Source organism: Peribacillus sp. AS_2 (assembly GCF_026891895.1).
Lineage (GTDB): Bacteria > Bacillota > Bacilli > Bacillales > DSM-1321 > Peribacillus > Peribacillus frigoritolerans.
In genome coordinates this window covers 168643-180916 of the sequence record NZ_JAPTGA010000003.1, presented here as the reverse complement: position 1 = coordinate 180916, position 12274 = coordinate 168643, and the positions used below count along the sequence as shown (strand labels likewise).

10 protein-coding genes are annotated in these 12274 nt (G+C 40.8%); 8 read left to right on the top strand and 2 right to left on the bottom strand.

The window, feature by feature from the left end; all coding sequences use genetic code 11:
* The first annotated feature begins 39 nt into the window (after nucleotides 1-39).
* The 3 genes from OTG27_RS06375 (at nucleotide 40) to ald (ending at nucleotide 3475) form a co-directional block, all read left to right on the top strand.
* A complete protein-coding gene (locus tag OTG27_RS06375; protein ID WP_268936533.1) occupies nucleotides 40-1296 on the top strand; it encodes a PucR family transcriptional regulator in 1257 nt (418 codons plus the stop codon).
* Nucleotides 1297-1348: 52 nt separating this feature from the next.
* A complete protein-coding gene (locus tag OTG27_RS06370) occupies nucleotides 1349-2170 on the top strand; it encodes an EcsC family protein (RefSeq protein WP_268936532.1) in 822 nt (273 codons plus the stop codon).
* Nucleotides 2171-2341: 171 nt separating this feature from the next.
* Entirely contained in the window at nucleotides 2342-3475 is a 1134-nt protein-coding gene (ald, locus tag OTG27_RS06365; RefSeq protein WP_034315093.1) for an alanine dehydrogenase, read from the top strand.
* 255 nt (nucleotides 3476-3730) lie between these two features.
* Here ald and OTG27_RS06360 read toward each other — a convergent pair whose 3' ends face one another.
* Both OTG27_RS06360 and proC read right to left on the bottom strand, forming a co-directional pair.
* Nucleotides 3731-5098, bottom strand: coding sequence for an FAD-binding oxidoreductase (locus OTG27_RS06360; RefSeq protein ID WP_268936531.1), 1368 nt, complete (start codon nucleotides 5096-5098; stop codon nucleotides 3731-3733).
* An 81-nt stretch (nucleotides 5099-5179) separates the two neighbouring features.
* Complete coding sequence (gene proC / locus OTG27_RS06355) at nucleotides 5180-5986, bottom strand: pyrroline-5-carboxylate reductase (protein ID WP_063577233.1); 807 nt, start codon at nucleotides 5984-5986, stop codon at nucleotides 5180-5182.
* A 285-nt stretch (nucleotides 5987-6271) separates the two neighbouring features.
* Between proC and OTG27_RS06350 the strand changes: the two genes are divergently transcribed.
* The 5 genes from OTG27_RS06350 to OTG27_RS06330 all read left to right on the top strand — a co-directional run bounded on the left by OTG27_RS06350 (nucleotide 6272) and on the right by OTG27_RS06330 (nucleotide 12123).
* On the top strand, nucleotides 6272-7837 hold the full coding sequence (locus tag OTG27_RS06350; protein WP_268936530.1) for an MDR family MFS transporter: 1566 nt from the start codon (nucleotides 6272-6274) through the stop codon (nucleotides 7835-7837).
* 116 nt (nucleotides 7838-7953) lie between these two features.
* Entirely contained in the window at nucleotides 7954-8577 is a 624-nt protein-coding gene (locus tag OTG27_RS06345) for a DNA-3-methyladenine glycosylase (RefSeq protein WP_063577235.1), read from the top strand.
* A gap of 356 nt (nucleotides 8578-8933) precedes the next feature.
* A complete protein-coding gene (locus tag OTG27_RS06340; RefSeq protein WP_222620109.1) occupies nucleotides 8934-9815 on the top strand; it encodes a permease in 882 nt (293 codons plus the stop codon).
* Between the two features lie 14 nt (nucleotides 9816-9829).
* Nucleotides 9830-10666, top strand: coding sequence for a TIGR03943 family putative permease subunit (locus OTG27_RS06335; RefSeq protein WP_214769968.1), 837 nt, complete (start codon nucleotides 9830-9832; stop codon nucleotides 10664-10666).
* Between the two features lie 284 nt (nucleotides 10667-10950).
* Complete coding sequence (locus OTG27_RS06330; RefSeq protein ID WP_268936529.1) at nucleotides 10951-12123, top strand: C40 family peptidase; 1173 nt, start codon at nucleotides 10951-10953, stop codon at nucleotides 12121-12123.
* Nucleotides 12124-12274: the final 151 nt, after the last annotated feature.

Sequence of the window (12274 nt, the reverse complement as noted above, 5' to 3'; positions counted from 1 at the left end):
CAAGGAGAAGGAATTTTTTTAGCGAGGGGCAAAATAAAAATGAAGGAATTCGAAAAAAATAGAGATATTTTTAAAGACCTTTATGGAGATATGATGGAGTTTGCCGATAGAATCAGTTCTGTTTTAGGTTGCCCCATTACAATCGAGGACGGTAACCACCGCTTACTTGCCTATAGCACTCACGATGATACTACGGATCAGGCCCGTATCATGACCATAATCGGAAGACGTGTCCCTGAAAAGGTCATCAACAGTTTATGGAAAGATGGCTTCATCCCTGCGTTATTGAAGGAAGATGCCCCCATTAAAATCGGGGCCATCAATGATGTCGGTCTCGGTAACAGGGTTGCGGTTTCCATCCGGAAAAATAATGAAGTACTTGGATTCATTTGGGCCTTGGAAGTAAATGAACCTTTCACCGAAGAAGATATGAAATTTCTGCAATTCGCTGCCAAGGAGGCAAAGAACCAGTTACAGCAATTGCAATTGAAAAAGAAAAGGAAAGAAGCAGGTCATCAAGAGTTCCTATGGCGCATGTTGACCGGGCACTACCAAGAAGAATCGGAAATAATTGAAAATTACAAGAAATTCTCAATACATGTTCCAGTGGTTTTTTCCATATTGGTATTCGAATTTCCTAAAGAGATCAATCGCGAAGTGGAGCGCTACATTTCATACATGTTAACGACCACTCAAAAGATAAACAGTTCCTTATTTGCCATTGACCATAACAAGCTCATTCTTTTCGCGGGAGCCAACCAGGAAAACAGCCCTTCTTTCACTTCATCGATTTATGAGTTCATCCCTTTTTTCATTCTGGAGATGAAACGGCGTTTCGGTGTTGAGCATATCCTTGGAACGGCTGGAAATATGTATAAAAACTTAATGGATGTTAAATCAAGCTACGAAGAAGCTCTATACACCCTAAAAATGAAGAATATATTCCCTGATGACATGGAACTCATTTTACATTATGAAGAACTTGGCATGTTTCAAATGATTGAATCACTCGCAAGCAACAAACAGCGTCGTGTTCATCCTTCCATCCTTAAACTTAAAGCATACGATATGAAGAACCAGACGGAATTGCTGCAAACACTCACCGTCTATCTAGAGAAAGACTGCAACCCAAATGAAGCTTCAAAAAATCTTCATATTCATGTAAATACATTGAATTACCGATTAAAAAGAATCTCTGAAGTGGGAAATATTCGATTAAAAGATCCAATTCAAAAAATGTCCCTCTTTCTTAACATTAAACTTAATCAATATGATGAATTTTCCAAAAAAAATTAATGATATATTCCCAGATATGGAATACTAAAAGAAGTGTGGAAAGGTTGATCATATGAAATTAGAAACAAAAGAAGAACTTGAAAATGAATTGACAATCATTGAAAAATGGGAGAAAGATCAGAAAGGACTATGGTTTTGGGAACGGATTGGGCGCATCCCCTTCAAGCTATTGGATAAGTTGACACCAGATTTCATTCAAAAAAAATTGGGTGTCATGCTTGATGAAATCGGCAGCTACATTCAGAATGGCGGAAAATATTTAACGAAAGAAGCCCATATTCTTAGTCAGCTGCAAGCCAAGGTTCCCGAGTTGAATATTAATGACCTGGAAGAGGTTTCAAGCATCCCCCTCCATATCATGGATAGCGTAGGTCAGGATATTAAAACTTCAGGCAGCAAATTGGCAACGGTTCAAGGTGCCACTACCGGGATTGGCGGAATCTTCACCTTGGCCATCGACATCCCACTTCTTCTCGGGATGTCCATCAAAACCCTTCAGGATATCGCCATCACATATGGCTTCAATCCTAGAGACCGCCAAGAACGTATTTTCATCGTCAAATGTCTGCAATTTACAACATCGGATGTTGTCGGCAAAAAGGCTCTATTAAATGAATTGTCGAAAATGACCCAGACTGATTCCCAATCAAAAAGGGAAATAGCATCCGAACTCCAGGGATGGCGAGAAGTCGTTTATACATACCGCGATCAGTTTGGCTGGAAAAAGCTTTTGCAAATGGTTCCTGTTGCCGGAATAATATTTGGCGCCATTACAAATCGTTCGATGATTGCCGATATCGCCGATACGGGAATCATGCTTTACAAGAAAAGAAGGATTTTAGAGCGCATTCAAGAACCTATTGCAAAGAATTGATTTCAGCTTTACAAAGGTCTTGATCCTCGCAAGTCCATGGTTTTTGAAACTGCGTTTGTGGAATTCCACAAATACACCTTTTTCATTTTTCTGATTTCCACATACTAACTGTTTCTTTTTCCAACTATACTTGTGATACAAATAGTAAAACATATTATTGGAGGGATTAAGATGAGAATAGGAATTCCAAAAGAGATTAAAAACAATGAAAATCGTGTAGCTATCACTCCAGCTGGGGTCGTGGCATTAGTCAATGCAGGACATGAAGTATTAATCGAAATGAACGCAGGTCTAGGAAGCAGTTTCACAAATGAAGCATATCAAGAAGCTGGTGCTGTTATAGTCGAGGACGCTGCTAGCGTTTGGGCAAGTACAGAAATGATCATGAAAGTAAAAGAACCTATCTCATCTGAATATAAATATTTCAGAAAAGATTTAATCCTTTTCACATATTTACATCTTGCGGCAGAACCGGCACTAGCTCAGGCACTAAAAGAAAGCGGTGTCTTGGCCATTGCTTATGAAACGGTTGCAGTAAACCGCACACTTCCATTATTGACACCAATGAGTGAAGTTGCAGGCCGCATGGCTGCACAAATCGGTGCTCAGTTCCTTGAAAAAAATAACGGCGGTAAAGGAATACTCTTAAGCGGAGTTCCTGGAGTTAAACGCGGTAAAGTCGCTGTAATCGGCGGAGGAATGGTTGGAACGAATGCTGCTAAAATCGCTATTGGTTTAGGCGCAGATGTTACCATTCTTGACTTAAGCCCTGACCGCCTTCGTCAGCTTGATGATATTTTCGGAAATGAACTGACTACACTCATCTCCAACCCTTATAATATTGCAGAAGCAGTCAAAGATGCCGATTTAGTAATCGGTGCCGTATTGATTCCAGGTGCTAAAGCTCCTAAGCTCGTTACTGAAGAAATGGTTAAAACGATGTCTCCAGGTTCAGTCATTGTCGATGTTGCAATCGACCAAGGCGGTATCTTTGAAACGGTCGACCACATAACAACACATGATAACCCTACTTATGTTAAGCATGGAGTAGTTCATTATGCAGTGGCGAATATGCCAGGGGCAGTGCCTCAAACTTCTACAGTAGCTTTAACTAACGTAACAGTACCATTTGCACTTCAAATTGCAAATAAAGGTGCCATCAAAGCGATCCTTGAAAATGATGCTCTTGCAAAAGGCGTCAATGTGGCCAACGGTGAAATCACGTTCGAAGCAGTTGCCACAGACCTTGGCTACAATTACGTAAGTGTTGAAAACGCCTTAAACCCGAATAACATTAACGCTTAATATAAATAAGACTCCAGAATCTTGTCTGGAGTCTTATTTTTTTTGGACGAGGGCCTCGATGAAGCTGAGCTTCTTCGTATGATATCTGGATCAGGCCAGGATATTCCGCACAAGAGTCGAATTATCCTCATATGGGTTGGATTATCTGCTCGGACGGGCGATTTTTCCGGAGATATAAGATATGCCACTTCTTGATCAAGTCTGCCCTTTTCCCGGTTGATGTCCCTACTAATCATACAAAATAGAATATTCCTCTTAATCTATGAAAATCTTTCCAGGATTCATTATTCCTTTCGGATCCAAAGCCTGTTTGATCGTTTTCATCACTTCATAAGCAGCTCCATGCTCCCTTCGCTGATACTTCGATTTTCCAAGTCCTACCCCATGTTCACCCGTACATGTACCGCCTTTTGTTAATGCATATTCGACGATTTCTTCATTTAACCTCTTCGCTTCTTTAACTTCTTCAAGATTTTTCAAATCAATCATGAACAATACGTGATAATTCCCGTCACCTACATGTCCTACAATCGCCCCTTCCACTTTGGATTGTCCGACTTTCTTCCTTGTATCCAGTATGGCATTCGATAATGCATGTAGTGGCACACTTACGTCGGTCACCATCAGCTTTTTTCCGGGTGCACTATGAATGAAAGCGTACGCGAGATTATGGCGAGCTTCCCATAAGGCGTTCCGTGCTTTTGAATCGGTTTCAAACTGGATATCTCCACAGCCAAAATCACTTACGATTTCCTTGGCAAATTTGACGTCCTGTTCCAGTCCGGCAAAATTCCCATGAAACTCGAGGAATAGAGTTGGTCGGACATCATAGGATTTGTCCATGAATTGATTAACTTTTTTTATGGACTCGGCATCCACCAATTCAATTCGTGCAATCGGGATTCCAGCAAGCATGATCCCATTAACCGCAGATACAGCCTGTTCGACGGTTGGAAATGAGGCTCTTCCGGCCATTGTGACTTCAGGGATGCCATATACCTTCAATGTCAGTTCAGTAAATACACCCAGCGTACCTTCAGAGCCGACAAACAAGCCATTCAAATGAATGCCTGAAGATGATTTTGTCGCTAAGCTTCCGGAATGAATCACTTCACCGTTTGCTAAAACCACTTCCAAATCCCTGACTTGATCGCGCATTATCCCATATTTGACTGAGGTCGTCCCACTTGCATTCGTAGCTGCCATTCCACCCAATGTAGCATCGGCGCCAGGATCGACGGAAAAGAACAAACCGTATTTTTTTAATTCTTTATTAAGTTGCGTCCTTGTCACACCCGGTTGGACCTTAACAAGGAAATCATTTTCCCTGATTTCCAATATTTGATTCATCAAGGACAAATCCAGGGAAATACCCCCTTTGACTGGAACGACATGCCCCTCCAAACTGGATCCTAACCCAAAAGGAATGACTGGTATTTCATGCTCATTCGCATAACACATGACTGCGCTTACTTCTGCAGTATCCCTTGGATATATGACCATATCCGGTAAATGCGGGCTGTGATATGATTCATCATGGCTGTGCTGTTCCAATAAAGTTTCATTCACCGTTACTTGTTCTTCCGAAAGTATCTTCCTTAATTCTTCTATATAACCTTTCATTATTACAGCCTCCTCTTTTCCCCGAACATTCTGAAAATGGTTCACGAATGAGATTGCCCGCTAATAGCAATCCATCTTTCTTCATTTACTGAAACCTTTCGTTTTATCCGTGCAGGCCTTCATTGCTTGCAGAATGCTGGATCTTAGCTGATTCTCTTCTAAAGCCGCTACCGCAGAAATCGTTGATCCGCCCGGCGTGCAGACATCATCCTTTAAAGCAGCAGGATGTCTTTCCGTTTCCAGTACCATTTTAGCAGCTCCCATTACAGCTTGTGCTGCCATTCGGTATGCTTGTTTTCGTGGAATGCCATCACGGACACCTCCATCAGCCAGCGCCTCGATGAACATATAAACATAAGCAGGCGACGAACCGCTGATGGCCGGAACTGCGTCCATCAAATCTTCATGCAGGATTTCCGTTTTACCGAAACTATTCAGCAGTGCAGTCACATCCTCTATATCAGCATCGGTAATTTCATCATTGATGCACATGGCAGTCATGCCTTCACCGACAAGCGAAGGAGTGTTTGGCATCGTCCGGACAACCTTCACTCTTTTTTCGAAGCTGTTCTCAACTAGAGATACAGTGATCCCTGCTGCCATAGTAATGATAACGGCGTCTTCTTTAACATGATTCTTCACTTCTTCAAGCACTTGCTTATGCATGGCAGGTTGGATCCCCAGAAAGAGAAAATCGGCAAAACCGGCAACCTCTTTATTATCCAAAGTACCCCTAACGTTATATTTCGTGGTGATTTTAGTTTTGGTCTCCGCACTCGAAGTACTGACCATGATTCCTTCAGGTGAAATGACCTCTGCATGCAGCATGCCCTCAAGCATTGCCTCACCCATTTTGCCGCATCCAATAAACCCGATTTTTTTATTCATATCTTACACTTCCAATCATAAGTTCATCTATGTTCCCACTTTATTATATCGGATATGATAAATGGAAACACGTTGGAGATATTAAACAGGAAGGATTTGGTGGTTTCTGGTCGAATTACTTAAAGTGATATGGATGAATTTGTATATTCACCTTTACCCACTATAGTCAAGTAATTGAATTCTTTTGCAAAAAAAATGTTGACTAATTGGTCATTAGAGATTTATAATTTTGACCTATTAGTCACAAACGAATAAGAAATACAGTTATAGAAATGGAGAAATGCTATGCAAATGGAAAAAAAAGCGGTCAATACCAAGCTTGTCTTAACAGGATTGATCATAGGAATGTTTTTCAGTTCATTGGAACAGACGATCGTCGGTACGGCCATGCCGACAATTATCGGGGAATTGAATGGTTTCACCATCTTTGCATGGGTAACGACTGCCTATTTAATAGCCTCAACGACTGTTGTACCCATTGTTGGAAAGCTATCTGATTTATATGGCAGGCGTTCCCTTTATCTGCTTGGCACAATCATATTTACGATCGGTTCGTTTTTATGTGCCACAGCCACTTCGATGGAGCAATTGATCATCTACAGAGGTCTGCAGGGAATCGGCGGCGGAATGATCATGCCTTTATCCCAAACAATCATCGGCGATATATTCTCTGCGGAACAAAGAGCCAAATGGCAGGGTGTATTCGGAGCCCTTTTTGGATTAAGTTCTGTCATCGGACCTTTTCTGGGCGGCCTGATCGTTGACCATATCAGCTGGCATTGGATTTTTTTGATCAATGTACCGACAGGCTTACTATCGGCCATTTTGATTTATGTAGGATTGAAACATGAAGCGATAAGGAAAACTGAGAAAGTGAATATCGATTATCTAGGAATCTTCACTTTGATTCCTGGTATTGTCCTATTATTGCTTGGCTTGACCTTCGGTGGTGATAAATTCGAATGGTTATCACTGGAATCTATCTTGATTTTCGGCAGCACCATTGTCTTCATTGTCCTATTCATCATTTTTGAAAGAAGAGCGGTCGAACCGATCCTTGATTTAACCCTTTTTAAAAATAGAGTTTTTTCCACCACGAATATTTTAGGATTCCTGCTTGGCCTTGGCATGTTTGGGGCAATCATGTTCGTCCCGCTGTTCATGCAAGGCGTTTTGGGAGTTTCACCAACAAAAGCGGGATCGACCATGACTCCGATGATGATTGGTATGATTCTTTCCAGCATCATTGGCGGGCGGTTACTTTTGAAATTCCGTTTTCGTACCGTGCTTACCTTTGGAATGGCCTTTGCGACGCTTGGCTTTTTCCTAATGAGTATGATGGACGGCAGTACGACTATATTCACTGCGTACTCATTCATGGCCATCCTTGGGATAGGTATGGGGCTTGTCATGCCGACATTGATGATTGCCGTTCAAAACGAATTTCCAAAATCGCAGCTAGGGTCGGTTACAGCGGCTTCAACCTTCTTCCGCTCAATAGGTGGAACGATGGGCATCACGATTTTGAATGCTGTCATGAATCACAATCTCCAGCAAAATATGGATGATGCGGTCGTAAGTCAAAAAGACCCTATATTGCATGAGGCACTGAAAGCATTAGCCGATAAAACGGATACGTTATTCAACATCATGCTTTATCCCGAAAACCTAAAAATGCCCGCAGAAGTCAGCAATGTCCTTGTTAAAACGATAGAAAATGCTTGGATCGATGCATTCTCCAGTGTTTTCATCACCGGTATCTTTTTCGTTTCCGCAGGGATATTAGTGGCACTTTCCGTGGGTTCGGGCCGAATCAAAAGAGATCAAGAAACGGAAGAAGAATTAAGCTAAAACAGGCTCGGGACCGGCTGATATAATCAGCCGGCCTTTTTCATCCCTTCAACCCTATGTTTCTTTTTCATTTGATAAGGGCATTTTACCTGTATGAGACTAAATGGGGTGATACTATGGACAAGATAAACGATTCAATTTTGCCTGCTGATTTTTATCAGCAGCCCACACTTGAACTGGCGAAATCCCTTCTTGGCTGCCTGATCGTAAAAGAAACAGCGGAAGGAACCGCTTCTGGATTCATTGTTGAAACAGAGGCCTACATGGGACCTGGGGACAGGGCCGCACATAGTTTTGGAAATAGACGGACAAAACGGACGGAAGTGATGTTCGGAAATTCCGGTTTGATCTATACATACGTCATGCACACACATACACTGGTCAATGTCGTAAGCGGCGGACCAGAAAATCCGGAAGCCATATTAATTCGCGCGATTGAACCGTATTCAGGGCTCGAGTTAATGCATGAAAGACGCGGAATTGCCGATATTCGTAAATGGACCGATGGACCAGGGAAGCTAACAAAGGCACTAGGCATCACCATGGATGATTATGGCCGATCTTTTACCGATCCCCCGCTATATCTGGCTGCCGGAAAAAAGCCTGGCCACATATCCAGCGGTCCCCGCGTCGGAATCGACAACTCCGGGGAAGCAAAGGATTACCCTTGGCGTTTCTGGGTTACCGACAATCCATTTATATCCCGTAAGAACTTAATTAATAAAAGGGGACCAAAATAGTCTCCATGATGTTATTCCCTCTAAGCTAACATTGTAATTCTGTGTATGTTACACAACTTAGAGGGGATTTTGCTTTGTCGGTAAGCATCACGAAATCCATATCAAGTATCGCATATGAAAGTATTATGAATATAGCTAATGACAGCCCTAGCCTCAAAAGGAACAAGACTTTAATTGAAGTTTAATTTCTGCCAAACTTATACATTAGATTATTCAAGTCCCCTCAATATCCCATAAATCAATTTCCATAATTTCCTTACACATTCATCTTCCAGCCTATTTCCCCAGTAATAATAAATTGACTTCCTTCTATTACGAACCTAATATAGTTAAGTCAGCAATATGGAAGGTGGTTTATGATGAACGTTCAGGCCCTTTTGCAAATGAATACAATTTTTATTAGTATCCTAATTGAATCCCTTCCCTTCATTTTACTGGGAGTCCTTATATCTGGAATCATCCAAATTTTTGTGTCGGAAGAGATGATTGCAAAAATCATTCCGAAAAATCCGATCTTATCTGTTCTATCCGCAATAGGTGCAGGAGTCTTTTTTCTTGCCTGCGAGTGCGGGATCGTCCCGATCACCCGCCGTTTGATCGCTAAAGGGGTTCCTCTTTCAGCGGCCATTGCCTTTATGCTTTCTGCACCCATTCTCAATCCGATCGTCCTGTTTTCCACCTATATAGCGTTTGGAAATAGCTGGAGCATGGTTTTCTATCGTGGCGGAATTGCATTCGCGGTCGTCCTGATCATTGCATTCATCCTGTCTTTTCAATTTAAGACAAATCAGCTTAAACAGGAACATATCGAACATATACATCACCATAAACTTACATTTAATGACAAAATAACGGGGATGTTCAAACATTCGATTGAAGAGTTCTTTTCTGTTGGAAAATACTTAATCATTGGTGCATTGCTGGCAGCTGCCATTCAAACCTTTTTGAAAACATCCCTATTGCTTGAAATCGGTCAAGGAAAACTATCAGGGAATGCAGTCATGATGGCTTTATCCTATGTCATGTCCTTGTGTTCCCAAGCGGACGCCTTTGTTGCAAGTTCTTTTAGAAGTACCTTCTCTCCCTCTTCACTAGTTGCTTTTCTTGTATTTGGGGCCATGTTTGATATTAAAAATACGATCATGCTTTTAGGTACCTTCAAAACAAAATTCGTTTTATGTTTGATGGCCTATATATTTATTTCCGTCTTAGGCCTAACTTTATTGTTTATTTCTTAAAGAGGGTGTTTTATATGGGAAGATTATTCATATTACTTGGACTTACTTTTTTATTCATGCATTTACACGCCTCAGGGAATATATCGAAATACATTAATATGGAATATTCATATGTTTCACAGATTGCTATCTATATACTGGCAATATTCACTTTAATGGGATCTTACTTATATTTTAAGGAAGATAATCAAGAAGAAGGTGTTGATTGTCAGTGCGGACATGATCACTCCCGGGAAAATAAGAAATGGAAAAGGAACCTTACTTACTTCCTATACTTCATTCCCATTTTAACCGGTCTCTTTTTGCCTGTTGCCACTATGGACTCCAATATTGTAGAAAAAAAAGGTTTTCATTTCCCTGTATATGAAGACTCGGATGAATATAGCCAGCATCAATTCCTGCAGCCGGATACGAGTCTTTATTATGGCAAGGATGACTATTTAACTTTAATGGATAACTCTCTCAAAGGCCTGGTTGATCGTGATAGTCTCCAATTAACAGATGAAAACTATCTAAACGATTTAGAAGCCATCTATTACTCTCCTGGAAAGTTCACTGGCAAGCAAATAACGTTAACCGGATTTTCGTACAATTCAGATGAGCTAGCAAAAAACCAGGTCTTCCTGTTTCGTTTTGGGGTCATTCACTGTGTCGCTGACTCTGGGGTATTCGGTATGTTAATCGAATTTCCTGAAGGAATGCATCCTAAAAATGATGAGTGGTATTCCGTGACAGGTGAATTGGAATCCATTTATTATCAGCCATTCAAGAAAACCATTCCCCTGCTCAAAGTATCATCACATAGTAAAATCGCTGAACCGGATGATCCCTATGTTTATAGACAATATTAAAAAATGAATCATGGAAAGGTAAGGATATGCCATCCTTACCTTTCTTTTAATCACCTAAAACCTCCATTTTTATGAAATCTCTTTTTATCCATTTATGCGAAATTACATATGGCCCTCTTACACTCCACCTAAATCCCATTAATCCCCATTCCCCTGTAGCAAGATTACCCGAAAAATGACGAAAAAGTTGAATTTTATTTATATGGGTCATGTTTTTTATATTCCATACCTTTATAATATAAATGCTAGATATTTTTTTACCACATCAGGAGGAACTTTCCTAAATGAACAATTCTAAAAACTCTTTCATTCTTGCGGGGACCATTATAGGTACCCTAATCGCCGGCACTTCTGCTTATGCTGGTTCTTATCAAGTTAAATCAGGGGACACCCTGGATAAAATCTCTAAAGCCAATAATACAACTGTCCAGCACTTAAAATCTCAAAACCATTTGACTAGTAACCTTATTTTTCCCGGCCAAGTCTTGAAATTCAATACCCTTAACAACCATACAGATAAAAGTAAAGATAAAACCGAAAAATATGTGGTTAAACTTGGGGATTCTTTATCTAAAATTGCCAATAAATATAATGTATCCGTTAGTGCCCTGCTTAAATTAAACCCTAATATTTCTAGTTCGGACCGGATATATATTGGCCAAACCATCCGGGTTTCCGGACAAACGGCCGGATCCAGCTCTACGGCTAAAAATAGTTCAAATGCTACATATAAAGTCAAATCCGGGGATACCCTGGGCAAAATTGCCAGAGTCAATAATATGACTGTCCAACAATTAAAGTCTATGAATCATTTGACTAGCACTCTCATTTTTCCAGGTCAGGTCTTGAAGGTTAATGCCATTACCAGCAATCCGGATAAAGGTAAAAATACAACAGGCGTTTATGTCGTTAAATTAGGGGATTCCTTATCAACAATCGCTAAAAGATATAACCTTTCCCTTAGTGCCTTACTTAAAATAAACCCTAACATTTCCAATTCAGATCGTATTCGTATCGGCCAAACCATCCGGGTTTCAGGGAAGGCCTCGGTATCTGCAATTAATAAACCGTCCAAATCCAACAAGGCAGATCAAGTTTTGGCAGCTGGCGCTAAATACTTGGGAGCCAAGTATGTTTACGGTGCGAGCACTTCACGCACTGATGTATTTGATTGCTCTTCATTCACATTAAGAGCATTCCAAAGTGCAGGTATTTCCTTGCCTCGAAATTCAGTGGCCCAATCACACGTTGGTAAAGCTGTATCTTCAAAGGCCCTGCAAAAAGGGGATTTAGTATTCTTCGATACCAATAATGATGGAGTAATCAATCATGTAGGAATTTATGCCGGTAACGGTCAAATGCTGAATGCTTCGACATCTAAAGGTGTATCCTACGCTAATATTAACAATTCCTACTGGGGACCAAGCTTTGTGAAGGCAGTCCGAGTCCTAAACTAAATGATGGTGGCAGTAAACGATAAAAAGCAAAAAAGCGTGTTTCGATAAATGATCATACACGCTTTTTTGCTTATGATAATGTTAACTAGCCGGCAACTGGTGTTATGGTACAAATGCACTAGTAGGTTCCATATTACAATTTCCTTTGTAA

What these genes read in the sequence shown, in the direction of transcription:
- OTG27_RS06375 (WP_268936533.1), top strand. Translation starts at nt 40, where the DNA reads ATGAAGGAATTCGAAAAAAATAGAGATATTTTTAAAGACCTTTATGGA.
- OTG27_RS06370 (WP_268936532.1), top strand. Translation starts at nt 1,349, where the DNA reads ATGAAATTAGAAACAAAAGAAGAACTTGAAAATGAATTGACAATCATT.
- ald (WP_034315093.1), top strand. Translation starts at nt 2,342, where the DNA reads ATGAGAATAGGAATTCCAAAAGAGATTAAAAACAATGAAAATCGTGTA.
- OTG27_RS06360 (WP_268936531.1), bottom strand. Translation starts at nt 5,098, where the DNA reads ATGAAAGGTTATATAGAAGAATTAAGGAAGATACTTTCGGAAGAACAA.
- proC (WP_063577233.1), bottom strand. Translation starts at nt 5,986, where the DNA reads ATGAATAAAAAAATCGGGTTTATTGGATGCGGCAAAATGGGTGAGGCA.
- OTG27_RS06350 (WP_268936530.1), top strand. Translation starts at nt 6,272, where the DNA reads ATGCAAATGGAAAAAAAAGCGGTCAATACCAAGCTTGTCTTAACAGGA.
- OTG27_RS06345 (WP_063577235.1), top strand. Translation starts at nt 7,954, where the DNA reads ATGGACAAGATAAACGATTCAATTTTGCCTGCTGATTTTTATCAGCAG.
- OTG27_RS06340 (WP_222620109.1), top strand. Translation starts at nt 8,934, where the DNA reads ATGATGAACGTTCAGGCCCTTTTGCAAATGAATACAATTTTTATTAGT.
- OTG27_RS06335 (WP_214769968.1), top strand. Translation starts at nt 9,830, where the DNA reads ATGGGAAGATTATTCATATTACTTGGACTTACTTTTTTATTCATGCAT.
- OTG27_RS06330 (WP_268936529.1), top strand. Translation starts at nt 10,951, where the DNA reads ATGAACAATTCTAAAAACTCTTTCATTCTTGCGGGGACCATTATAGGT.